Origin of the sequence: Chryseobacterium lathyri (assembly GCF_030812195.1) — a bacterium.
Taxonomy (GTDB): Bacteria; Bacteroidota; Bacteroidia; order Flavobacteriales; family Weeksellaceae; genus Chryseobacterium; species Chryseobacterium lathyri_A.
The window spans coordinates 2037243-2062701 of the sequence record NZ_JAUSSF010000001.1; the positions used below are offsets into that span (position 1 = coordinate 2037243).

A 25459-nucleotide genomic window follows, 5' to 3' on the forward strand; every position below is an offset into this window, starting at 1 on the left:
AAGCTCAAAACCAAGCATATGAATGTATTATTGAAAGTGATTTGGTTCTGTTACAAAGATGAAATAAAAAAAAACATCACTTGTTATAGAATTAAAATTAAATGTTACAGAATTTTAAGTCAATTATTTGTGAATTAGAAACTCCATCAGATAATCGTCCATAACATACCCGCCTCCAATATCAAAGACACCTTCATCATAAACCTTGTATCCTTGGGATTCATAGAAGTTTCGGGCAGCATTATGTTTATTGACATTCAAAACAATTCTCCTATCTCCGTTCTCACTTACCTTGCTGTTTAAAAACTGAAGCACTTTTTTACCAAAACCTTTTCCTTTGCTCTCAGGAACCAAATAAATCCTGTGTAGTTTTGTAGTTCCCTCTTCATAATGATGCTGGTACCCGATAAACCCCTCGTAAGAGTTACTATTTTCATCCTGAATCAGGTAATAGTGATAATCCGGATTCTGTAAATGACTTCCGATCTCAGCCTCAGAGTACATCTCTGAAAGCATATATTCCATTTGCTCATCCGACAGAATCTCTGCATAAGCGTTTTTCCAAGATCTTCTCGCCAGATCCTGAATAAGGGGAATATCTTTTTCCGTTACTGCTGTTAATTTCATAATTTTTCTGATTAAAAAAAGTGAAAAGCCGGAACTTTTCACCTTATTATTTAATATAAATGGTCAATGGTTAATGTTGCTACGCAAATGAATAATCAAGGTCACCGTATATTTAAAAATTCACAATTGACAACTCACTATTTACATTTTTAAATTTTCGCCATTTCAGTTTTGATCTTTGCATAAAGTCCTTCTGAAGCAGGCACCAAAGGAAGTCTTAAATAATTTTTAATAATTCCTTTTTCTGTAAGGATTACTTTGATTCCGCAAGGGTTTCCTTCTGCAAAAATCAGTCGTGTGATCTCTACCAGTTTATTGTGAATTTCATAAGCTTCTTTCACTTTTCCTTCAAAAGCCAGCTGAACCATGGTAGAAAATTCTTTCGGATACCCCTGTCCTATTACAGAGATCACTCCATCCCCACCTGCTAAGGTTACAGGAAGTGTGTATTCATCGTCTCCGGAAACCAATGAAAACCCTTCAGGTTTCTTTCTTAAAATATCAAAATACTGAAGAATATTAGGTGCAGCTTCTTTGATCATAAATAGATTCGGGAACTCATTAGCAAGACGAATAGTGGTATCTGCCTCTACATTCTGTCCTGTTCTTGACGGAACATTGTAAATAATGATATTCTTACCGGTAGATGCCAACATTTTATAGTGCTGGTAAAGACCTTCCTGATTAGGTTTATTGTAATATGGGGATACAGAAAGTACTGCATCAAATGCAGAAAGATCTGTTTTTTCAATCTGTTTCTTTACTTCCAGAGTATTATTTCCGCCAATTCCCAAAACCAAAGGAATGCGTTTATTATTAACCTTAATGACATGCTCAATCACCTGTTTCTTCTCCTCATCAGAAAGCGTTGCAGCTTCTGCTGTAGTTCCCAAAACAACTAAATAATTGGTTCCGTTTTCAATATTATACTCAACAAGTTTTGTTAAGCTATCGAAATCAACGGATAAATCTTCATTAAAGGGTGTTACCAACGCAACACCTACTCCTTTTAAAATGCTCATCTGTTAGAATTATTTTTTTCAAATTTAATAATTTACGATAAGAATTTGTAATAAATAATAATGTTTTATTATACATATAATTATATTTGCATATACTAAAAGATATATGAAAAATAAATTCTTGTTACTAGGAATTGCTCTGGCCGCACTTACTGCCTGCAAAACAGCTTCTACGCTGCAATTGGCACAAGTTCAGCCACAGAAAAATATTTCTATTAATAATGAGCTAAAGAATGATGAGGAATTTGTAAAAGTTATTGAACCTTATAAGCAGAAACTGGACAAAGAGATGAACCAAAAGATCTCCCACACCAGCGTAGATCTTACAAAGCAGGGTGATAACAGCAATCTGGGTAATCTTTTGGCCGACTATACCTTTGAAGGTGCCGATGCATGGACGAAAAAGAATCTTAATAAAAACGTAGATGCTGCCCTGATCAACATCGGAGGAATACGCACTACAATTGGTAAAGGGGATATCCTTCTGAAAAGTGTTTTTGAAGTAATGCCTTTCGAAAATGAAGTGATCATTGTAAAAATGAAAGGGTCGGATCTTCAAGGGCTTTTTGATTATTATGCAAAAACTCAGGTGAATAATCCTGTTTCTCACTTATATATTGAAACCAATAACGGACAGCTTACTCAATCGAAAATTAATGGAAAACCAGTAAATCCTGACCAGGATTATTACATCGCTACTTCTGATTATCTGGCGCTTGGCGGAGACAACATGAAATTCTTTTCCAAAGGGGAATCCATTTCTACAGGGATCAGGTTAAGGGATCTTTTCATTGAATATTTCAGGAAGTCTTCTGAAGTGGTTCCCAATACAGATGTTCGTTTAAATTTTATCGGTAAGAAATAATGGATAGAAAAAGTTTTTTAAAAGTAATAGGTAGCGGATCTTTAGCAGCAGCTTTAGCTCCCAATATGATGATGGCAGAAGAATTGAAATTCAATCCTTTTAAATCTGAAAACAAACTCACCATTCTTCATACCAATGACCAGCACAGCAGAATAGAACCTTTTGATGCAAGCTATACGAAGAATCCTAATCAGGGCGGATTTGCAAGAAGGGCAAGCCTGATACAGCAGATCAGGAGCCAGGAAAGCAATGTTCTTCTTCTGGATTCCGGCGATATTTTTCAGGGAACTCCTTATTTCAATTTCTTTGGAGGCGAGCTGGAATTTAAGCTGATGTCAATGATGAAGTATGATGCTTCAACAATGGGAAATCATGATTTTGACAATAGTTTAGATGGATTTTTAAAAGTCCTTCCTAATGCGAAATTTCCGTTCATATGTTCAAACTATGATTTTAAAAATACTGTTCTGGATGGAAAGACATCACCGTATAAGATCTTTAATAAAAACGGAATAAAAGTTGGGATTTTCGGAGTAGGTATCCAGCTGGATGGCCTTGTAGGAAAGAAGCAGTATGGCGAAACCATATACTCAGATCCTGTAGATGTAGCCCAGCATTATTCCAATCTCCTGAAAAACGAACAAAAGTGTGATCTTGTGATCTGCCTTTCTCATATCGGTTATGATTATAAAGATGAACCTAATAAAATAAGCGATAAAATTCTGGCTGCCAAAACAGAGAATATTGATATCATACTGGGCGGACATACCCATACTTTTTTGCCTGAACCGCAGACGTTTACCAACAGACAGGGTAAAAATGTTTTGGTGAATCAGGTAGGATGGGCAGGCCTTCTTCTTGGCAGAATAGATTTTTACTTTGATGCAAATAAAAACGTAAAGCATATCTCCTGGAACAACCAGACAATAGACAGCAGCATAACCGTATAATATGAAAAAACTCTCTTTAATCTCTCTTGGTATTTTAGCATCCTTGCAATTCGTGAATGCGCAGGTGATTTCATCAAAAAAATGGACAGATCTTTTTTCCTACAACAATGTCTTGGCTATGAAGGAAGACAATGGAAAAATAATTGCCGCTACTGAAAACGGGATATTCTACTATACCATTTCAACCGGAGAGATTACAAAGCTGTCAAAAGCTAACGGCCTCCATGACGTTAATATATCCGCCTTCGACTATAATCCACAAACTAAAATAGGTGTAATAGGATATTCAAACGGTTCTATGGATGTGATTACCCCGCAGGAAATCAAATATATTGTGGATATTCCTATTGCAACCGGCTATAACGGAAGCAAAAAGATTAATCATATTTCGATTACAGGGGATCAGGCTGTAGTTTCTGTAGGATATGGAGTTTCTATATTTAACATTAACAAAAAAGAATTCGGAGATTCTGCATTCTTTGTAACCGGTGGTATATACGAAGCCAGTAATGAGGCAACCATATTTGGAAACAAGGTATATTCTGTAACTAATACCGGTCTTAAAAGCCACGAAATGAACACTACATTTCCGGTATTCTCTACCTGGTCGACAGAAATACCGGGATCTTATAAACATATTGACGCAGAGTCTTCACTTATATTTTCATCTGCTACATCTGCTTTTATTTACAATAACGGTACGGGCACTCCGCTTCCGGCAAGTTTTGGAAACATTCAGGATATTGTTATCAATTCAACCAATATTATAGTAACAGACAGCAGAATATACACATTCGGGCTAAACGGAGTATCTTTAAGTGCCGTAAGTATGGGAGAAGAGTGTAATACAGCCATAACAGCCAACGGAAAGGTATACGGTGGAACAATACTCTCCGGAATAAAGGAAGAAAGTGGTACTACTTATAAACCATCAGGTCCGTATTCAAACTCTTCATACAAGATCAATCTGTATGACAATAATCAAATGCTAATATCATCCGGATCCAGAGTGAACAGATATAACCAGCCTGGAGATAATCCGAAGAAACCTGGTTTTTATTATTTTAACGGATCAGAGTGGCTTCGATCTTCTTTTTTCTCAACAACTTCCGCTCCAATCAATGTATTGGATGCTGTATTCAATCCGGCTGATAACAATGAGGTATTTTTCACAAACTATACGACTACCGCTCAGGGAGTTTATAAAATGAAATACAATGCCAGCAGTAAAGATTTTGATTTTGTAAAACGTTATGACCTAGGATCTCCGGGAGATTATTCGCACCGTCCGGTAGGTTTTACAAGTGACCCACAAAATAATCTTTTTGTTTCTTTTGGTTTCAACTATGGAAGTCCGTCTATTGGAATTTATGATAGAGGAACTGATGATTTTGTCATAAAAAAATTCGGAATAACAAGTGATGGTGTACAAAGTCCTGTCTACTATGAAAATATGCTGTGGATCCCAACCCCCAGAAGCAATAACTTTGTAGTTTACGACTATAAAAATGCTGTGAATCTTTCTGATGACAGTGATTATATATTACAAGATACCAATGGATTTGCAGGGAACTCAAGAGGAACCTTGTCTGTAGCTTTCAGTAAATCAGGAGATGCCTGGATAGGTACCGACAGCGGTCTAAGAATATTGCCCAATGCTGCTGCAGAAATAAAAAATCCGGATCCAAAAGTAGAACCTATTATTATAGAACAGGGCGGACTTGGAGAAGAGCTTTTCAGAGATGCCCAAATACTGCAGATAGAAGTAGATGCAGGAGATTATAAATGGATTTCTGTAGACGGAGGTGGTGTATATTATCTATCTTCCGACGGACAGCAAACCATAAAGCATTTTACAAAGGAAAATTCTCCTCTTCCCACCAATTCCGTTACCGATATAAAGGTGGATAGAAAAACAGGAAAAGTATATTTTGTAACATTTAACGGTATCGTAGCTTATCAGGGGGATGTAGCAGATGTAACTGCCAATTTTGGGAATGTAGTGGTTTATCCTAATCCTGTAGTATATTCAAACTTTAAAGGGAAAGTCACGATTAAAGGGCTTGCAGAAAAAGCAAATATCAGAATTGCTGATGCAGCAGGAAACGTAATACATTCTGCTGTAGCCAGAGGAGGTTATTATGAATGGGACCTTAACAATATGAAAGGAAACAGGGTAGCTTCAGGTATTTATTTTGTACTGATGACCAATGAAGACGGTTCGGATAAAGCTACTGCAAAAATAGCTGTGGTTAATTAATGAATTCACAAAACGGATTTTTATTATCATTCATAAAATACGGCGAAAATGATGCAGTTCTGCATTGTTTTACAGAAGATGAAGGCTTTCAGACCTATTTCGTCAAGGGGATCTATTCCAAAAGAAATAAAAAGAAAGCCCTGCTTCAGCCTTTAAGTATGCTCAGCTTTACCATTAATCCAGTAAGAGGTAATGGAATTCCTTCAGTATCAAGATTTGAGCTGGTAAAGAACCACGATATGTATATGGATATCAAGGCCAATACAGTTATATTCTTCATCTCAGACTTTCTGAATCAGGTTTTAAGGCATGAAAATAAAAATCCGAATCTCTTTTTCAGTATCGATGAATTTGTCAATGAACTGGCGGGCAAAAACTATCAGTGTCATCTGCTTTTTTTAATTATGGTATTAAAAATTCAGGGAGTTGCTCCTTTGATCAATGACGGGCAATATTTAGACCCCGAAACCGGAACATTCTCTGTACATCCGTCTCACCAACTGTTCACCGAAGAAATATCGACCATCTGGAAAACAGCCATCCGCTCAGAAAATCTCTATACAACAAAGATACATTCTTCATTGAGAAAAGATTTTTTAGATAGCCTTCTGGTCTATTACCATTATCATATTACGGACTTTAAAATACCGGCATCACTGGAGGTTATCCAGCAGATCTTTGAATAAAAATACGAGGCTGAAAGAAGATCGTTATTGGAATACAGCTCAGCTTTCATTTTTTTAAGCCACTCATCAAGTTGTATGATAATTACAAGAAAAAAACACTTTCAGCTACAAGCATTATCTTTTCACTTCCCCAGGCATTTCCGTTTCAGATTCTGCTATTTCTTTTTTAGAGAATCTTGGTTGTAGAATCTTGGCAATAAGACCTGTCCATCCTGTTTGATGGGAAGCTCCTACTCCTCTTCCATTATCGCCATGAAAATACTCGTAGAATAAAATATAGTCTTTAAAATCCGGATCAGTCTGAAATCTTTCGTACTGGCCATTCACCGGACGTTTTCCATTTTCATCCATTAAAAATATTTTGGACAGCCTTTTACTTAAAGCATCTGCAATCTGGTCCAGATTGGAATAATTTCCACTTCCGGTAGGATATTCCACCAGAAAATCAGGACTATAGTAGAAGAAAAACCGCTGTAAGCTTTCAATAATCAGAAAATTAATTGGAAACCAGATTGGTCCGCGCCAGTTGCTGTTTCCGCCAAAAAGGCTGCTGTCACTTTCTGCAGGAGTATATTGTACACAATAATCTGCTCCGTTCAAGTTCAATGTATAAGGATTCTGTTCATATTCTTTTGATAATGCCCGCACTCCATACTCGCTTAGGAATTCTTCGGGATTAAGCATTCTTTTCAGTAACCTTTTTAACCGGTGGCCTCGCAAAAGCGACAGAAGGTGCTTGGAGTCCTGTCCCTTCACTTCCCATCTTGATACCAGTGAAGCCAGTTCGGGCTTATTTTCGAGAATCCATTTCATTCTTTTTTTGAAATTGGGCAGATTTTCGATCATTTCATCATCAATTACCTCAACGGCAAACATAGGTATCAGTCCTACGATAGTTCTTAGCCTCAAATACATATGATTTCCATCGTTGGAAGAAATAGCATCATAAAAAAATTCATCTTCCTGATCCCAAAGACTGAAATTCTCATCTCCCATATTATCCAGTGAGTTGGCAATGGAAAGAAAATGTTCAAAAAACTTCATCGCCATTTCTTCATATACTTTGTTGTACAGAGCCAGCTCAAGAGCAATTCTCATCATATTCAAGGCAAACATGGCCATCCAGCTTGTCCCGTCTGACTGTTCCAGCTGTTCTCCGTTCGGAAGTGTTGTGTTCCGGTCAAAAACACCAATATTATCAAGACCTAAAAAACCTCCCTCAAAAATATTATTGCCATTATTGTCTTTTTTATTGACCCACCATGTAAAATTCATCAGCAGCTTCTGAAATGCGCTTTCCAGGAATTCAATATCAGGCTTTCCTTTGATGTATTCATCAATTTTAAAAACCCTGAATACAGCCCATGCATGAACCGGAGGGTTCACATCACTGAAATTCCATTCATAAGCAGGAAGCTGCCCGTTGGGATGCATATACCATTCGAACAGAAAAAGTTTCAGCTGATGCTTTGCAAATTCCGGATCAATTAATGAAAAACTAATGGTATGAAATGCCAGATCCCATGTCGCATACCAGGGATACTCCCATTTATCGGGCATAGAAATAATATGTTCATTATTGAGGTGCTTCCAGTCGTAATTCCTGATCTTTTCCCGGGATCTGGGTGGTGGCATTTCTGCAGGATCTCCTTTCAGCCATTTTTCGACATTGTAATGATAAAACATTTTGTTCCAGAGCATTCCTGCAAACGCCTGCCTCTGTACCAATCTTTCGTCCTCCGACTCTATCCCTTTCTGAATTTCAGCATAAAATTCATCCGCTTCTTTTTTCCTAAGATCAAAAACATCATTAAAATCTGCAAATGGATCTTTCAGGTCCTTATCCGTCATTCTGAATTCAAAAATTTTTGACTCTCCGGCTTGCAGCATTTCATCAAGAAGAAAAGAAGCCTTAGTTCCGGTGCATTGTGGATTTACAACCTGGGAGTTTCCGTTAATAACAAATTCATTGATTCCGTCTTTGCAGTATTTTGATTCGTTGGGCGACTGATAAAGTTTCTCGGTATTGGTTTCATTATCACAAAACAAGGTCTTCAGAGACTTCCTGGCATACACATTTTTGATTTCAATATTTTTGTGGTTGATGGCAATATGCTGTGCATCTTCGCTATCCAGTTGCGGCTTATAATTATCGGAGCCCCATTTCCATGTATTCCTGAACCAAACTGTCGGCAGAATGACAATGGGAGCTTCATTTTTAGATTTATTGCTTATTGTAAGCTTAATCAGAATATCATGTGCGCTTTCTTTGGCGTATTCAATAAAAAAATCAAAATATTCATTCCGGTCAAAGATTCCTGTATCAATCAGTTCATATTCAGGTTCTTTTTTATTTCTTTCTGCATTGGTCTTTAAAAGGTCTTCATAAGGAAAAGCATTCTGCGGATACTTGTACAGCATTTTCATATAAGAATGGCTGGGTGTGGAATCCAGATAGTAAAAATATTCCTTTACATCTTCCCCGTGGTTTCCCTGCCCGTTGGTAAGACCAAAGAAACGCTCTTTTACCATTTTATCTTTCTTATTCCAGAATCCTATAGAAAAAACCAGTTGCTGAAGATCATCACAGATCCCACAAATACCTTCTTCGCCCCATCGGTAACTTTTGGATTCCGCAGTATCATGAGTGGTATAATTCCATGCATCTCCGCTTTCGCTGTAATCTTCACGGACCAGCCCCCATTCACGATTGCTGACATAAGGTCCCCACTTTTTCCATGAAATATCTGAAAGCCGCTGTTTTTCTGACATGTACTAATTTTTTGTATGATGTGAAATATGTTTATGAAATAAGATTTTAGACATAAGATGTCAGATATCAGATTATTGAAATATGAGACTGTTATCTTCTATTAGCGGTAATTCTTTCCGAGACTCTAATACTCTCAAACTTCAAGATCCTAATTATCCTCCCGTAGAAAAGCTCTCAAAAGTGGTCATTGCCCCATCTACAAAAATGCTGGTTCCGGTGATGTAGTCTGCCAGGTCACTTGCTAAAAAAGCAGCTAAATTACCAATATCCTGTGGCTGACCAATTCTATTGTAGGGAATAAGACTAAGCAATGAACTCAAAGCTTCCTGAGTACTCCATGCATCTTTATTGATCGGTGTTTGGATAGCACCGGGACAGATAGAATTAACACGGATTTTATCAGCTCCATATTCCTGTGCCAGCGTCTGCATCAGCATTCTGACAGCTCCTTTACTCGCTGCATAATTGGCATGGCCTGCCCAAGGGATAATTTCGTGAACTGAACTTATATGAATAATTTTTCCACAGGCTATGGAACGGGACGGGTCTATACCACGACGTAAAAATTCTTTTATGGCTTCTCTTGCACAGAGAAACTGTCCGGTAAGATTCACTCCTATCACCGCATTCCATTGGTCGAGGGTCATTTCAGTAAATTTCGAGTCTTTTTGAATTCCTGCATTATTGATCAGGATATCTACTGTTCCGAATTGTGAAACGGTATCCTGAAACATTTTGATGACCTGATCTTCTCTGGAGACATCACATTGATACGTAATCCCATTTCCGCCTGCATCTGTAATTTCCTTTAAGACAGCCTGTGCTTCATCTAAAGATCTTTCTGAAGAATGATTGACAATTACCGCAGCCCCTGCAGAGGCCAGAGATTTTGCAATTCCTGAACCTATTCCGCTGGAGGCTCCCGTAACGACGGCCACCTGATTTCGAAGTGATATTTCCATATTTTATGATTTGATGTTACTCAAAGTTATGGAAACAATTCAGCAGGATGGAACTTTTGAATTTAAAATTTTCTTAAATTTTTTTATACATCAGATATTGGGGACCGCTTCTTCCTATTCTGGTTTTACCGTCATACAGATAACCAGCTTTCAGGTAGATATGATATGCTGAAACATTCTTCTGGTTAACCGCAAGAACGATTTCACTGCAATACGGGAAATTTTCTTTGACAAAACCATCCACTTTATACATCGCTGTTTTTCCGATTCCCTTTCCCTGTAAGCTTGGATTTATGGATAAAGATCTCAACAGAACTGATTTTTCATTGTCTGTAAGATCCAGTTTATCTTCTCCAAAATCCAGTACAAAAAAGCCTGCAGGCCTTTCATCTTCAAAAATGGTAACAGTAAATGCTTTACCATCATTCCTTTCTTTGATTCTATCCAGAGCTTTTTCTACTGTTGAAGTATACTGCCGCTGATTTTCATCCAGAGCATAATTAAGTTCCGTGAAATCGGATTCTTTAAAAAATGCTAATCTGACCATCTTCTAATGATGATAAATATCCTGGTACATCACACCCGCTCTGATCTCTATCGGAAGTTTATTTTCTTCAGGAACAATCGGACAGTTGTAATCGTAGGCATTGTATGCACAGTAAGGCTGATAGGATTGATTGAAATCCAGGATAATGGTATTTCCTTTTGGAATCTTCAGATCCATATATTTTCCGCCGCCGTAAGTTTCTTTTTCATTGGTCGCATCCCGGAAGGGAAGAAATAAATAGTCTTTATATTTTTTCTGTTTAATCAGATCAAGGCTTTGGTATAAAGTTAGCGTATAGGATTTTCCGTCCAGTTGAAATCTTGCTTTTCCGTATTCCTTATAAGGTTTCGTTTTACCGGAAGAGGTTGGGAGCTCAAAAGGCCTGGCATTTTTTGTTTTACTGAATTTAGCAGTGACCATATATTTGAAGTCTACCGGAAAGAATGGATGTTCCTTAAAATTCGTAAAATTATCTCCACGCAAAGGCGTTTCCTTTGGATTAAGATATTCTGCATTGAGTTCTTCCTGAAATTTCCGGATCTCCATGATCTCTTTTGAAACCATTTTTTGAGAAAACATAAAAAGCGGAAAAAACAGAAATACTAAAATATATTTTTTCATGATCCTTTGAAAATTATGAGTAAAACTATGAATTTTTCATGGCATGAAAAGTTAAAATTGTAATAAAAATACACAATCTCTTTTAAATAATCCGCACTACAATTTCTTTAGCATATTTTTTGACCTTCAGAGCACATGGACAGAAAGAAATTCATTAAGACAGGTATTCTTGCAGTATCAGGTTTTTATTTCCTCAACGCTAATTTGTTTCAGGCCGTACAGCCCAAATCAGAGAAACCGGAAAAAGAGACTGTAGAAGCTCCCATACTTATCATTGGAAGCGGATACGGAGGAGCTGTATCTGCCCTTCGGCTCTGTGAAGCCGGAAAAAAGGTTGTTATGCTTGAAATGGGCCTCAATTGGGAAAAATCGGGAGTTCCATTCTCTAATATGCTCAAGCCCGGGAAAAGTGCCGCATGGCTGAAAAAAAAGACCATAGCTCCGTTTATGAATATTTTTTCTCTAACTCCTTTTACCGGAACTCTGGACAGATTGGATTTCGAAAATATTAATATCTGGATAGGCAGAGGCGTTGGCGGCGGTTCTCTGGTTAACGGTGGAATGGCAGTGACTCCGAAGGAAAGCTATTTTAAGGAGGTATTTCCTGATCTGGACGCTGAAAAGTTCTATAATCACTATTTCCCCTTGGTACACAAAGAACTAAAGGTAAATGTTATCGGAGAGCAGTTTTTAAAGGATTGCCCTTACTATAAATTTACGAGAGTGGGTGAAGCAGAAGCTCATAAAGCAGGCTTTAAAACCATACGGGTTCCGAATGTATACGACTTTCAATATATGGAAAAGGAATATAGAAATGAAGTTCCCCGCTCTGCTTTTAACACGGAAGTGATCTACGGAAACAATCACGGTAAGAACAGCCTGGATAAAACATATCTTAAAAAAGCCCTGGAAACCGGGAATCTTGAGATCATGGACCTTCACTGTGTTGAAAATATTAAGCTTAATGATGATAAAACCTATACTCTACAAGTTCAGCAAACCGATACTTCAGGCGCCGTAGTTTCTGAGAAAGTATTCAACTGTAAGAAGCTGATTCTGGCCGCAGGAACAATGGGAACTTTAAAACTGCTGTTACAGTCTAATGCAGTCAATAATCTCCCGATTCATGAACAGATTGGAAAAAACTGGGGAAACAATGGTAATTTTATGACCGGCAGAAACTGGGTAAAACCGCTTTCAGGCGGAACAGGATCCAAACAATCCACTATTCCGGTGGGTGGTATAGACAATTGGGATGATAAGGAACATCCTTTTTTCACAGAAATCGCTCCGCTTCCGATGGGAATGGACGTGGCAACAGCATTATATCTGCTGATCAACCGGGTGGATAAAAAGGGAGAAATTTCTTATGACAGCACAAACAAAAAACTCAGCCTGGACTGGAATGAGACCCACACAGCTAAAATGAGGGAAAATGCTGATTATTTCATAAAAAAGATGAACAGAGCCAATGGCGGAACGAGAAGCCACTTCTTATTTAATAACGGTTTCGGTGCAGATGTATGCTATCATCCACTGGGCGGCTGTGTTTTGGGTAAGGCTACTAATGAATATGGAAAATTAAAAGATCATGAAAATCTTTATGTTCTGGATGGATCTTTGATTCCGGGAACCATTGGTGTCAATCCCTTTGTTACGATCACTGCCATTGCAGAATATTGTATTGAAAACCTGATTATACAGAATGAATTTGCCTGAGATCAAGACATGGATTTCACCTCATCCAGGTATTTCCTGATATCATCTTCATGCTTTTGAGGATATTCAAAATCAAGCTTCTGGGCCAAAGCTATTCCCAGATCGTGTACAAGATCCGCAGCAGCATAGAGGGCACGCCAGTTCTCATTAATATTGCTTCCTGAAAATGTAGCTTCTACCCGCGTCCAGAGTTCTGCAGAAAGATATTTTCTGAAAAGGCGGCCGTGTTTATTGGTTGTTATATTTTTCCATTCATGACCGCTGGCAATATACCATTCGATAAGAGGAACGAGATAATCTGTTCTTATCACATCTTCGGACATGAATTTAGCATAAAAAAGGTCACCGCGTTTAAGACATTTTGCAACATAGGTTGTATCCCACCAGAAATCGTTCATTAATTGCTGAAATCTCTTTTCTGTAGGCTTCAGGATCATAATGGACTGATAGGTCGGCATTTTCAGATCTTTAGTAAGGTTGTCTTTATCAACCAAAACTTTATAACCCACATCCCAATCTTCGGAAAGACTTTCCTCCTGAACCTCTTTTATAAATTCTGATTTCTGATACAGTTTAAAATCAACCTTCACATGATCAATGTACAGTACCATTTTCATGGCGTGCTTTCCATCAAAACAAGTCTCATCTTCCTCCACCATGGAAATGGGCTTACCAAAAAGATAAATCCATTTTTTATCAGCCTCGTATTCTTTCATGTTTTCAAAAACCAGCTCTATATCGAGGTCACTGAAATCATCTACAGGCGCATATGGATTCACCAGTGAACTGGTCAGCAGTACAGCGCGGACATCGGGATTATCTTCAGCCCAACTAATGATCTGCTTCAATTTTTCTCCCCGCGCTTTCATGTTTTTCTGTTAATTAGGATTCTGAGATTTTCACACGGTATATGTCCAAAGAATTTCTTTTAATGGACTCCACAAAAAAACCTCCTTCTTCCGGGATAACTTCTTTCAGGTCGAAACTTTTACAGTCTCTCGGCAAGCCGGAGAATACTAAAGTAAACCAGAAATCCCGCATAAACGGCACAGACGTCCAGTTAGGATAAATCGTAATATTCTCGGCATGAATCAGCTTACTTTTATGATCAGACTGGTTATCAATAAGATAAGTGGAATTCCATATCCTGATCAGGTTCCCCAAAAATGGTGATGCCGGAAAACAGCAGTGTACAATAACCTGCTTCTCCTCTTCTATTTTGGTTTGAAGAGATTCCAGGAGTTCTTTGGCGATAATAGGTTTTACAAGTATTTCTTCCACCTCCATAAATAATGAGTAATAGGTAATGAGTGATGAGTAATAGTGAATGGTGAATGGTTAATAGCCAATTGTGAATTTCTAATTCTGCTTAAATATTTACTTTTCATTTATTAGGCAAAATAATAATGAATCAAAAACCTCAATAGTCTGAAGTCTAAATCCTGATTCACATTTCACTTGCGAAGCAAAATTCACAATTGACTATTAACCATTCACTTTTTTAATATTCTAATTCCAGTTTTTCTTTCGTATAGTTTCTTACTTTCTCTATAAGCTCAGGATTGTGGGCTAGCTTTTGTCCGTATGAAGGGACCATTTCCAGCAACTTATCTTTCCATTCGCCTTGTAATTTTTCAGGGAAACATTTCTCGAGAACATTCAGCATGGCATAGACTGCTGTGGAGGCTCCCGGAGAAGCACCAAGCAATGAAGCAATGGTTCCGCTTTTATTTACAACCACTTCAGTTCCGAATTCCAACTTTCCGCCTTCTTTTTCATCTTTTTTAATGATCTGTACCCTCTGGCCGGCAACTTTCAGTTCCCAGTCCTCTTCTTTGGCATCCTTGATGAATTCTCTCAGATGCTGCATTCTCTGGGATTTCGTCATCGCCACCTGCTGAATAAGGTATTTGGTCAGAGGAAGATTATGCCACCAGGCACCAAATAATGATCTTAAATTTTTTGTATTAACACTTTCAGGCAGGTCCAGATAACTTCCCTCTTTCAGGAATTTCGTCGAAAATCCAGCAAAAGGTCCGAAAAGAAGCGCTTTTTTACCATCAATAATTCTAAGATCCAGGTGAGGAACCGACATCGGCGGAGCATCTACTGTTGCCTGTGTGTACACTTTTGCATGATGCTTTTCTACCAGTTCCTGATTATGGCTCATTAACCACTGCCCGGAAACAGGGAAACCTCCATATCCCTCGCTTTCTTTAATATCTGAACTGTCCAGCAACGGAAGCGCATAACCTCCGGCACCAATAAATACGAAATCAGCGACTACTTCCTGTTTATGATTGTGGATTCTGTCCTTCACCTTCATTTCCCACTTTCCGTCTTCTCTCGGATCAACATCTTTTACTTCATGGTACAGGAATACCTCAACATTGGAGTCTTCCAACAAATGCCTTCCCATTTTTCTGGTTAATGTTCCAAAATTGACATCTGTACCCATATCCATTTTGGTCGCAGCCATCACTTCAGACTGATTTCTTTTACTCATCACCAATGGAAGCCATTTTCTGAGCTGTTCATGATCCGTAGAATATTCCATACCGGAAAACAGAACGGAATCTGCCATTTTCTCATGACGTTTTCTAAGATATTCAGCATCTTTTTCTCCAAATACCAGGCTCATATGCGGACATGAATTGATAAAATCTTTGGGATCCTGCACGTATCCTTTGGTAACCAGATATGCCCAGAACTGTTTTGACATTTCAAACTGTTCCGCAATAGTTTCTGCCTTGGTGATATCAATACTTCCATCCTGCTTTTCTGGAGTATAATTTAGTTCACAAAAAGCAGAATGCCCTGTTCCTGCGTTGTTCCACGCTGCAGTACTTTCCTTTGCAAACCTTCCAAGCCTTTCAAATATGGCGATCTCAAGATTTGGATCAAATTCGTGAAGCAGCGTTGCTAAAGTGGCGCTCATGATTCCGCCGCCTATCAGTACAACGTCATATTTTGGTTTCGGTGTTCTGCTTATAAGCGAGTGTGGCATAATTCTAAAATTTTACTCAAATTTCGGGAAAAGTTTTATAAGTAAGAACGCGTTTAACGATTTTAACACGTTAATTTTTATAATAAAAACAGTTTTTAAACAGGCAAAAAATTTCTATGGATACTGTCAATCCTTTCCTATTGAAATAAGTGATCAATCCATTTGCTGTTCACGAAAAAGCCCGTTTACAGATAATCCTGAAATTTTATAAAATCAAAGATTCATAAGCCGAAATATGTTCTAACTTTTATATCTTAGCTTATAATTGCATTTATCGCCCCATATTTTCAGCCATTTAGTCTCATTTGATTCAAAATAATCACTTTTGGGGATATTTGCTTAATACTTAATGATATGTTTGAAAAGAGAGTGTACCTCCAAAGACGTTCTGCGTTAAAATCAAAATTCAATTCCGGGATATTGCTCTTTTTGGGTAATGAAGACAGCCCTATGAATTTTAAAGACAATATCTATCATTTCAGGCAGGACAGTACTTTTTTGTATTATTTTGGAATTAATGAACCTTTATTGGCGGCCATTATCGATCTTGACGAAGATGAAACCATTCTCTTCGGAAATGAAATGAGTATTGATGATATTGTATGGATGGGCAGGCAGAAAACATTAGCCGAAAAAAGCACTGATTCCGGCTTATCAAAAGTCCTTCCGCTTGATCAACTTGATACCTACATCAAAAAATATCAGGAGAAAAACCGTTTCGTTCATTTTTTACCGCCTTACCGCCCGGAAAACAAAATTAAACTGTCGAATTGGTTTAACATTCCTGTAGATTTACTTAAAAAACGTGCATCACTAAGTTTTATAAAAGCCGTGATTGCGCAACGATCAATCAAATCAGCTGAGGAAATTGCAGAGCTTGATCGGGCAGCATCAATATCGGCTGACATCCACTTAATGGTAATGCAACAGGCCAGGCCCGGAATGTACGAGCGTGAACTTGCTGCTAAAATACAAAGTGAAGCATTGGCTTCAGGAGGTAATCTGGCTTATCCGGTTATTTTAACGGTTCAGGGTGAAATTCTTCATAACCACTATTATGGTAATCAGCTTAAGGAAGGTCAGTTGGTTTTAAACGATTCGGGGGTGGAAACCGCTTTAGGGTATGCCGGTGATCTTACCCGTACTTTCCCTGTAGGTAAAACATTCAGTGCGGAGCAAAAGGACGTTTATGATATTATACTTCGTGCCTATCATCGCGCAAAAGATCTTTTGGCACCTGGGGTAAGGTATCTGGATGTGCATTTGGAGTCGTGTAAAATACTGGCACAGGGCTTAAAAGATATTGGTCTGATGAAAGGTAATGTTGAAGATGCTGTACAGGCTGGTGCCCATACCATGTTTTTTCAATGCGGTACAGGTCACATGATGGGGCTTGATGTACATGACATGGAAGATTTAGGCGAACAATATGTAGGCTATACCGATGATCTGATTAAAAATACAACACAGTTTGGTTTAAAATCTTTAAGGCTGGGCAAAGCACTGGAAGCAGGCTATGTACTAACGGTTGAGCCTGGTATTTACATTATCCCTGAACTCATCGACCGTTGGAAAGCATCCAGTCTGTTTGCAGAATATATCAATTATGATAAACTGGAAACATTCAGAAATTTCAGTGGCATCAGAATAGAAGATGATTTTTTGATTACAGAAAACGGAAGCAGGATGCTGGGGAAACATTTGGCCTTAACTACTGAAGAAATCGAATCGATCAGGAATGAGGCTTATTAAAAAATTAAAACCGTCATTCCATTCAAAGAGTAAATGACGGTTAATTATTTTTTAAGCATTAAGCCGGATGGTTTAATTCAGTTTTCCTGTTAATTTTTTAAACTGCTTTTCTGCGTTTTTACCTTCATAAAGAATGGCGTAGACTGTATCGATGATCGGAAGTTTAAGATGTTTCTGCTTAGCAGTTTTATAGATTGAATCTGCTGCATAATATCCTTCTGCCACCATGTTCATAGACTGGATCGCAGATTTTACGGTATATCCTTTTCCGATAAGATTTCCTAAGCTTCGGTTTCTTGAGAAAAGAGAGTATGCTGTTACCAGAAGGTCGCCCAGATAAGCACTTTCATTAACATCTCTTGGTGCTTCGTATACGGATTCGAGGAAGATTTCCATTTCACGGATGGCATTGGAAACAAAAACGGCGGTGAAGTTATCTCCATACCCCAGCCCGCTTGCTATGCCTGCCCCGATCGCAAAAATATTCTTAAGAATCGCACTGTATTCATTTCCTAAAATATCTTTGCTGGAATGTACTTTAATAAAATCTGAACTGAAAATCCCTTCCAGTTTCTCAGCTGTTTCATCTTCTACAGCAGCAACGGTAAGGTAAGAAAGCCTTTCCATAGCAACTTCTTCAGCATGGCATGGTCCTGCAATAACCGCCTGGTTTCTGAAACCGATTTTAAATTCATCTCTTAAATAATGGGCTACCACATCATTTACTTTAGGGATGATCCCTTTAATAGCGGAAACAAAGATCTTATCACCGTATTCACAGGTCATTTTATCCATGGTATCCGACAGGTAAATAGAAGGGGTTGCCAATACGATCACATCGCAGGCACTTACCAGTTCGTTGATGTCTGTTGTAAGTTTTAAACTTTTAAGATTAAAATTAACTGCTGTAAGATAAGATGGATTGTGTCCGCGAAGTTCAATAGCCCCTTTTACAAATTCACTTCTTACACACCAGTGTACTGTTTTACAGTTTTCAACAAGCATTTTTACGATAGCGGTTGCAAAACTTCCGCTTCCTACTACTCCTACAGAAATGTCTTTCTTATTCTTTTTTGGATTAGAAGATTCTGAAATTATTTTCTTTTTAGCCATAATTGGAATGTGAACTGCAAATATATTAAAACAAAGGCGGAATGCAGACTTTGGGGCTATGATAAAAGCCACTTTCTGAAAAAATCAACACTTGAACACAATTAAATATCTAATTAGACGTTAAATACAGAAAAAACTAAATTTTCTTTAAAAATATCAGTTAAAGAGTATTTTTAATTAAATTTGCACGCTTAAAACCGTTTTGTAAATATACTAAGAGAAGAAATATGAAGAAATTTCTAAACAGCAAGAAGAACGTGAACATTCTCCTGGGAGGACTTTTGCTAGTAGTTTTTGCACAGGCTATCTTTATCGCCAGGTTATTTTCCGAAAAGGATGACAAGATGTATGAAGTGAACCTTGTTAAAATAAACACTGAAAAAGACAGTGTGGATTATTTAAAAATGAAAACAGATCTCACTTTGGTAGATCAGACTGTAGCCGAACTTAATTCATTCCTGAAGTCCAAAGACATCACCAACGAAAAAGTGATGATCCTTAGTAAAGACAGCATCTCGAATTCTGTATACCTGGCAAAACAGGCCAACCGCTACAGCCAGTATTTGATGAATCTTCAAAAAAAGCTGATGGAAGTTCCTCTTGGAATGCCTACCGACGGATACATCTCCTCCAATTTTGGCATCAGAAAGAATCCTATTCCTTTTAAAACCGTATTTGCTTCTGTAAAATCAAGTGCTGCTTCAGAATCTAAACCGATCGCCGCAGCTCCCAAACCGGAAGTAAAAGCTGAACCTGTTGAAAAAATTATCGAATTAACGGACAGCTATGGCAATAAAAGGGAAGTAAAAGTAATGGTAACTCCAAAAGCGGCACCTGCTGCTCCGGTACCATCTCCCGCTGCTGCATCAACAAAAGCTGTTGCCGGCAATGCCTCAACGAAGGCACCTATGGAAAAGAATAATCCTCCTGCAGAAGCTGATCAGATGCAGTTTCACAAAGGATTGGATATTGCAGTTGCATTCGGTTCAGATGTAAGGGCTGCCGCTGCAGGAACCGTTATTTTCTCCGGCCAGAAAGGCGGCTATGGAAACTGTGTTATCGTTTCTCATGGAAATGGGCTTGCTACGCTTTACGGCCACTTATCCCAGTTGGTTTCGAAAGTAAATGATAAGGTAAAAGTAGGACAGGTTATTGCCAAATCCGGAAATTCAGGGCGTTCCACTGGACCTCACCTTCACTACGAAGTACATAAAAACAACACACCGGTGAATCCGAAACTGTTTATGAATTTATAAAAAAATGGCTGTCTGTTTGACAGCCTTTTTTCTTGATCGTTTAAAATTCTGTGGAATCCGTTTAATCTGCGTGGGATAAAAATATCCTGTATTTATTAAAAAACTGCCATCTAATGACAGCAGTTTTCTTTTCTATTTATTTCAGAATTTTCAAGGTTCCTTTCCGGTGGGTGAATGATCCGTTGGGTTCTGCAATATTGGTGTAGATTATATTCTGATTATAATCCTGAATATGGGTAATATTAGAACCTAATTTTGGCTCATGCCAGTATACTAAAAAGACATTCTTTGCCACCTCTACCGCGGTGTACTGTACAGTATCTGTATTCCCTTTTACATCTCCTGAAACTCCAGTGAAGGACATTTCTTTGTTGTTCTTGAAATCCAGAATGAATTTAAATATCCCGAAATCAGCTTCTATTTTATTTCCGATCGCCGGATAAGGAGACTTCAGATCCCAGTCCATTTCGCCAAAGAAAACTTTTGCTCCCATTCCCAGTTCATCCGTTCCATGAAGATCAGGATATTTTTGAATCATAAAATCTACAAGAGCAGAAGACGTTTTATTGTCAGTGGCTGCTTTTTTATAATTTTCCAGATAATTTTTAACAAAATCCAGAGATTGTGGAGATAAAGACTCTTTTGCGAAATGAGAAGGGACAACCTGCGCAGGCTTTAGGGCTTTCATGGCATCAATCTGCCTGATCCACTGATCAATGGCTTGGATATTCTGCGTATCTGCCATCCAGATATGGGAATCTACGGAAACAGAAATCCCGCCTGCCACTGTTTTTAGAGATGGAATCCACACAAAACTGTGGGCAGGATCTTCTGCATTTTGTTTTATCTCGATCTTATTTCCTTCCAGATCCGGAATTGTATTGGCTGCTTCGGGAATAATGATCTCTGACGGAGCATCTTCTTTCAGCTGCGGTTTCCATACCGCCATTTTATCATCTTTTGAAGCAGATATCAAATAAGCCGTTTGTGCCGTTGAAATGATCTTTACATTGGGAAATGCCTTTTTGATGACATCAAGGCCAAAATAAAAATCCGGGTCGCTGTGGGAGATGAAAACCGTTTTCAGGTTTTTTCCTGTTGCCTTGATTTCCTTTACCAGCTGTTCTGCGTACTGTTTCTGAAACTGGGCGTCAATGAGCACAGCATCTTTATCTCCGTAAATGATAGTGGAAGTAATAGGAAAGATAGCTTTAGGGCCGGGATTGTATACTTTGATTTTCAGGTTCCCTGCGAACAGGATACTGACGAATCCCAGCACTGCTGCCAGTGATAATAATTTCTTTTTTAACATTGTATATTTTTTTAATGAATTTAATAAGCTGCTGTAAAACGCTCGCGGATATGGTTGTTCTGCTCCAGCTCGTCTACCAAAACAGCTGCTACATCTTCTACGGAAAGACGGCTTCTTCCGTTTTCGTCAAAGACAGGGGTTTCTAAAGAGGTTCTGTACTTCCCTGTTCTCTCTCCTACATTTGCCTGATTCATTTCAATAGCAGGGCTGAAGAAAGTCCAGTCCAGGGTATTATTTTCTTTGATCTTGTTCAAATAATCTCTTGCTGCGGTTGCACCTGGTTTATAAGCTTCAGGGAAATCCGGAGTATCCACGATCTGTACGTTGTCCGGAGTGTAAAGGCTCCCTGCCCCTCCAACTACAATAAGTCTTTTTACGCCTGACTGCTCCACTGCTTTTTCAATATTGATGGAACCGTTCAGGAAATCGTTATATAGATTCGGGTTGGTCCAACCTGCGTTGAAGGCACTGATTACAGCATCACTCCCTTTCAAAGCTGCTGCAAGTTCTTCCGTATTGTTTACATCTACACTTTTTGCCGTCACGTTTTCTTTTGATTCTACTTTTGAAGCGTCTCTTACCAAAGCTTCTACCGCATATCCTCTTGATGCTAATTCATTCACTACTGTTTTTCCTACAAAACCGGTTGCACCGATTACTGCTACTTTTTTCATAATATTTATTTTAAAATTAAATTGTAATAAAATTTGTTACATTTTGGGTTAAAAAAAATTTTATCCGAACTGTTCCGAAAATTCTTTCAGAGATTTATTACCTAAAAATTGAGTAACCAACTGATCAGTTTCTTCAAATAATGTATTTAAATGGGTATTAATCTCTTTTCCAACACTGCATGCAGGATTAGGATTTTGATTTTTCTTACCTAAAACCTCGGTATTCTTCACAGCTCTGTAAATCTCCGAAATGCTGATTTGTTCTGCATTTTTAGCAAGCTGGCTCCCACCATCTTTTCCCTGTCTGCTGGCGATCAGACCTGCTTCTCTCAACACACTGATCTCCTTTCGGATAATCACTGGGTTAACGTTAATACTGCCGGCAATCCAGTCAGAAGTGAGCCACTCCTGAGGACTTTTCGCCAATAAGGTCATGATATGTATTGCCGTAGCAAATCTTGTATTGTTCATTGTAATTACAGGGCAAAGATAAGCAAAATTTAAAATGTAACAAATTTTATTACAGTTAAATTTTTCTTAAAGGATTAATTTGTCCAGATCCAACAGCAGATAATTGATATTCTGGTTAATGGTTCTTGTTGCAGACTGCATCTGGTTGAGCATAGCAGCACGGTTATGAAGATCATCTGCCCTGTAGAATCCTCCGTCACTGAAAATCACCGACTGGTCGGCCGCTGCTTTAATATCATCAAACTGGTAATGAAGCCATCTTTCTTTCATACTGCTGATAATGGAATGTTCTTCTTTATTTGAAAACTTTTTCTCCGTATACATATACCAGATGAATGGTGGAAAATTCGGGGATTCCAGTTTTTCCCGCCAGATATCTCTCAACAGGTTTCTCTGATGGATAAATTCCACTTTTTTCCCTTTCGGATTAAGGGTAGCAAGTCCAAAACCTGCTCCTAAAACTCCCCCACTGATATCGATGGCATTACTCCAACCTCCATCACTGATTATTCCGCCGGCCACAGATGCAGCCGCTCCTGTTACAATAGAAAGCAGAATCAGCTTATTATTTTTGGAATCATTGAGGTTATCCACATAATTTCCAATTTGTGCCACTCTTTCCCCTTCGCAGTCAAATTCTGCAGCTACAGCATCAAGCTCTGTCAGGGCAATTGTGATTTTGCTGTTGATCTTGGTTTTAAGCTGTAATACTTTAACCTGGGAAGCAATGGATGAATCTTTTTTAAGGTCAATAATTTCATGAACTTCATCAAGATTATCCAGGGCATTCAAAATAAGGATGCTCTGATCAGAAAACAGACCCTGCAGCTCTTTATTGGCTGTAATAATAGAATCCGCATTATAGGAAGGGATTCTGTTGCTATAATTATATTTAAAAGGTGCTTTGCAATAACTGTCCTTCAGCGTAAGGATATTTTGTTTAATCACCTGATTCTTTTTTGAAACACAGGAAGTCAACAGACTGAATACTGCCAAAAGATAAAAGAGTTTTTTCATTCAGTTATATTTTGCTTTGGGTAAATTATTTTATCAATTTACTCTGTCTTATGCTTTAATTTTATTAACACGAATATAGTATAAATAAAAAAATTACCCGAATGCAGGTAATTTTTTAAGCTATTTTTAAGCAGAATTATTTAATATCCAATAGCTCCACTTCGAATACCAGCGTAGAATTCGGTCCAATTTCCTTGCTGATCTGCTGATCTCCATAGGCCAAATGTGGAGGAAGAATCAGTCTCCATTTACTTCCGACAGGCATTAACTGAAGGGCTTCCGTCCATCCTTTAATGACCTTGTTTAAAGGAAAAGATGCCGGCGTGCCTCTTTTTACAGAGCTATCAAAAACTTTACCGGAAATGGTAGTTCCGTGGTAATGGCATTTCACTGTGGATTTAGGTCCCGGTTTTGCGCCATTCCCTTCAGTAATGATTTCATACTGTAACCCGCTTGGCAACTGTACAACACTTTCTCTCTTACCATACTCCTCCATGTATTCCTTACCGTCATTAAGGTTTTTTTCTGCCAGTTCTTTTTTCTTTTTAAATAAGATGTCTGCTACTCCCATTATTGATATTTTTTACAAAGATAGGGGTTTTTATTGGTTGAGAATTCTTAGCTGAGCGTTGCTGGTTGATAGCTTAACATAAAAAACAAGTTTAAAAACAAATTTTCCTCTCCAGGTTCGCACAAAAAAATGGTAATCAGCAACCGGCAAATGCTAACCAAAGGCCTTTCCCTCAAAATTCAAACAATTTTAATATTATGTTAACACAGATTCCAAAACTTGGCGTTATAATTGGATTTAAAAACTAAATGCCACAACCACTAAAATATAATAAGAAATTCGATGAGCTTAATGAAGAGGAGAAAAAACTTCTTGAAATCAATAAAAAGTCGATTGCAGACTTTGTTGAACAGTCTTCTTCTATAAGCGATGTCAACTATGCCACCAGAAATGCTCATGCAAAAACTTACGCCGCAGCTGATGGCACATTTATTATTGATAAAAGTATTCCTGAAGAGCTTCTTCCGTTTTTCGACGGGGAAAAATTTGACCTGACCATAAGAATTTCGAATGCCAATCTGAAAATCAATTCGACAGAAAAAGATATTCCTGCTTACGGATTCGCAGTGAAAGTAAAGGATGAAAATGGTGGGCTAATTGCTAATTTTCCTCTGGTTAATTTTCCTTTATTTCCTACCAATTCGGTTTCTCATTTTCTGAAACTGTTTACTGCGGTGAACCGGTTGTATATAAAAAAATGGAGAGGTGTGTTTTCGCTGGCCACCCAGGCTGTTAAAATGATTCCTTATTTTTTCACTCTTTCTTTTGTTAAAAATAGTTTCAAACTTCTGAGTAAAAGGAATGATTTTATCCTGTCTTTCGATTATCATTCTGTAGGTGCTTACCGTCTCGGTGAGAATATGATTAAGATAAAACTGGTTCCGGGGTCCGTCAATAAAAAATTCGGCCGGAATCTAAAAATGCAAGATGCTTTGAAAAGTTATTTCCAGGATAACAGTTACACAGCAGAGGTTTTTATACAGTTTTGTTATGATCTGAAAGACCAGCCGATCAACCGACTGAATGTAGAATGGAAAAATTCTCCTTATATTAAGGTCGGGGAAGTGATCATTAACCGGAGAGCACTGCTTGATCCCCGTGACTGTACCAATGAGCTGCTTTCCTTCAATCCATTTGAAAGCAAACCCATTTTCCAGCCTGTCGGAAAAATACAGAAACTTCGTGATGAGGCATACAAGGTTTCTTTACAGACCAGAAGAAAGATTAATAAGTTGCTGAATAAACATCAATAAT

Annotated in this window: 23 protein-coding genes; 8 read left to right on the forward strand and 15 right to left on the reverse strand. The window is 38.1% G+C overall.

From position 1 onward, the window contains the following. Positions 1–123: 123 nt before the first annotated feature. Both J2T03_RS09180 and dapA read right to left on the reverse strand, forming a co-directional pair. On the reverse strand, positions 124–627 hold the full coding sequence (locus J2T03_RS09180; protein WP_307210835.1) for a GNAT family N-acetyltransferase: 504 nt from the start codon (positions 625–627) through the stop codon (positions 124–126). 149 nt (positions 628–776) lie between these two features. Further along, positions 777–1649 carry a 4-hydroxy-tetrahydrodipicolinate synthase gene (gene dapA / locus J2T03_RS09185; protein ID WP_307210837.1) on the reverse strand — a complete coding sequence of 291 codons (873 nt, stop codon included), beginning with the start codon at positions 1647–1649 and terminating at the stop codon, positions 777–779. Between the two features lie 106 nt (positions 1650–1755). Here dapA and J2T03_RS09190 point away from each other — a divergent pair, with 106 nt between their 5' ends. The 4 genes from J2T03_RS09190 to recO are packed head-to-tail and all read left to right on the forward strand — an operon-like array spanning position 1756 to position 6410. Next, a complete protein-coding gene (locus tag J2T03_RS09190) occupies positions 1756–2514 on the forward strand; it encodes a 5'-nucleotidase C-terminal domain-containing protein (protein WP_306846177.1) in 759 nt (252 codons plus the stop codon). Continuing rightward, positions 2514–3464 carry a bifunctional metallophosphatase/5'-nucleotidase gene (locus J2T03_RS09195; protein ID WP_307210839.1) on the forward strand — a complete coding sequence of 317 codons (951 nt, stop codon included), beginning with the start codon at positions 2514–2516 and terminating at the stop codon, positions 3462–3464. Before J2T03_RS09190 ends, J2T03_RS09195 begins: the two co-directional genes overlap by 1 nt. 1 nt (position 3465) lies before the next feature. Further along, positions 3466–5724, forward strand: a complete 2259-nt coding sequence (porZ, locus tag J2T03_RS09200) for a type IX secretion system anionic LPS delivery protein PorZ (protein ID WP_306846175.1) — start codon at positions 3466–3468, stop codon at positions 5722–5724. Beyond that, complete coding sequence (recO, locus tag J2T03_RS09205; protein ID WP_307210841.1) at positions 5724–6410, forward strand: DNA repair protein RecO; 687 nt, start codon at positions 5724–5726, stop codon at positions 6408–6410. The genes porZ and recO overlap by 1 nt, the downstream gene beginning before the upstream one ends. 114 nt (positions 6411–6524) lie before the next feature. On the opposite strand, the gene J2T03_RS09210 is transcribed toward recO, so the two are convergent. The 4 genes from J2T03_RS09210 to J2T03_RS09225 form a co-directional block, all read right to left on the reverse strand. Next, positions 6525–9182 (reverse strand): MGH1-like glycoside hydrolase domain-containing protein, encoded by a 2658-nt coding sequence (locus J2T03_RS09210; protein WP_307210843.1) that lies wholly within the window; start codon positions 9180–9182, stop codon positions 6525–6527. Positions 9183–9335: 153 nt separating this feature from the next. Next, complete coding sequence (locus tag J2T03_RS09215; protein ID WP_306846172.1) at positions 9336–10145, reverse strand: glucose 1-dehydrogenase; 810 nt, start codon at positions 10143–10145, stop codon at positions 9336–9338. Between the two features lie 73 nt (positions 10146–10218). After that, positions 10219–10692, reverse strand: coding sequence for a GNAT family N-acetyltransferase (locus tag J2T03_RS09220; protein WP_306846171.1), 474 nt, complete (start codon positions 10690–10692; stop codon positions 10219–10221). Between the two features lie 3 nt (positions 10693–10695). Then, positions 10696–11313: a DUF1684 domain-containing protein gene (locus J2T03_RS09225; RefSeq protein WP_306846170.1), complete on the reverse strand. Its 618-nt coding sequence runs from the start codon at positions 11311–11313 to the stop codon at positions 10696–10698. 135 nt (positions 11314–11448) lie between these two features. Here J2T03_RS09225 and J2T03_RS09230 point away from each other — a divergent pair, with 135 nt between their 5' ends. Further along, a complete protein-coding gene (locus J2T03_RS09230) occupies positions 11449–13032 on the forward strand; it encodes a GMC family oxidoreductase N-terminal domain-containing protein (protein WP_307210845.1) in 1584 nt (527 codons plus the stop codon). A 2-nt stretch (positions 13033–13034) separates the two neighbouring features. On the opposite strand, the gene J2T03_RS09235 is transcribed toward J2T03_RS09230, so the two are convergent. From J2T03_RS09235 to mqo, 3 genes are all read right to left on the reverse strand, one after another. Next, positions 13035–13901: an AadS family aminoglycoside 6-adenylyltransferase gene (locus tag J2T03_RS09235; RefSeq protein ID WP_307210847.1), complete on the reverse strand. Its 867-nt coding sequence runs from the start codon at positions 13899–13901 to the stop codon at positions 13035–13037. A 13-nt stretch (positions 13902–13914) separates the two neighbouring features. Then, on the reverse strand, positions 13915–14319 hold the full coding sequence (locus J2T03_RS09240) for a hypothetical protein (protein ID WP_307210848.1): 405 nt from the start codon (positions 14317–14319) through the stop codon (positions 13915–13917). A 214-nt stretch (positions 14320–14533) separates the two neighbouring features. Then, on the reverse strand, positions 14534–16039 hold the full coding sequence (gene mqo, locus J2T03_RS09245; protein WP_307210849.1) for a malate dehydrogenase (quinone): 1506 nt from the start codon (positions 16037–16039) through the stop codon (positions 14534–14536). 354 nt (positions 16040–16393) lie between these two features. On the opposite strand from mqo, the gene J2T03_RS09250 reads away from it, so the two are divergent. Next, entirely contained in the window at positions 16394–17791 is a 1398-nt protein-coding gene (locus tag J2T03_RS09250) for an aminopeptidase P family protein (RefSeq protein WP_307210850.1), read from the forward strand. Positions 17792–17863: 72 nt separating this feature from the next. Here J2T03_RS09250 and J2T03_RS09255 read toward each other — a convergent pair whose 3' ends face one another. Continuing rightward, positions 17864–18904 carry an NAD(P)H-dependent glycerol-3-phosphate dehydrogenase gene (locus J2T03_RS09255; RefSeq protein ID WP_306846164.1) on the reverse strand — a complete coding sequence of 347 codons (1041 nt, stop codon included), beginning with the start codon at positions 18902–18904 and terminating at the stop codon, positions 17864–17866. 227 nt (positions 18905–19131) lie between these two features. On the opposite strand from J2T03_RS09255, the gene J2T03_RS09260 reads away from it, so the two are divergent. Next, positions 19132–20160, forward strand: a complete 1029-nt coding sequence (locus J2T03_RS09260) for a M23 family metallopeptidase (RefSeq protein ID WP_307210851.1) — start codon at positions 19132–19134, stop codon at positions 20158–20160. A 136-nt stretch (positions 20161–20296) separates the two neighbouring features. Here the strand turns inward: J2T03_RS09260 and J2T03_RS09265 are convergent, their stop codons facing one another. The 5 genes from J2T03_RS09265 to J2T03_RS09285 form a co-directional block, all read right to left on the reverse strand. After that, a complete protein-coding gene (locus tag J2T03_RS09265) occupies positions 20297–21472 on the reverse strand; it encodes an MBL fold metallo-hydrolase (protein ID WP_307210852.1) in 1176 nt (391 codons plus the stop codon). A 20-nt stretch (positions 21473–21492) separates the two neighbouring features. After that, on the reverse strand, positions 21493–22146 hold the full coding sequence (locus J2T03_RS09270) for an NAD(P)-dependent oxidoreductase (protein ID WP_306846161.1): 654 nt from the start codon (positions 22144–22146) through the stop codon (positions 21493–21495). Positions 22147–22206: 60 nt separating this feature from the next. After that, positions 22207–22617, reverse strand: coding sequence for an Rrf2 family transcriptional regulator (locus tag J2T03_RS09275; RefSeq protein WP_306846160.1), 411 nt, complete (start codon positions 22615–22617; stop codon positions 22207–22209). 66 nt (positions 22618–22683) lie between these two features. After that, entirely contained in the window at positions 22684–23634 is a 951-nt protein-coding gene (locus tag J2T03_RS09280) for a hypothetical protein (RefSeq protein ID WP_306846159.1), read from the reverse strand. 136 nt (positions 23635–23770) lie between these two features. Then, the gene (locus tag J2T03_RS09285; protein ID WP_306846158.1) at positions 23771–24205 is read right to left on the reverse strand and encodes an FKBP-type peptidyl-prolyl cis-trans isomerase; all 435 of its coding nucleotides are present in this window, start codon (positions 24203–24205) and stop codon (positions 23771–23773) included. Between the two features lie 248 nt (positions 24206–24453). Here J2T03_RS09285 and J2T03_RS09290 point away from each other — a divergent pair, with 248 nt between their 5' ends. Next, positions 24454–25458 carry a catalase gene (locus J2T03_RS09290; protein WP_307210854.1) on the forward strand — a complete coding sequence of 335 codons (1005 nt, stop codon included), beginning with the start codon at positions 24454–24456 and terminating at the stop codon, positions 25456–25458. The last annotated feature ends 1 nt before the right edge of the window (position 25459 follow it).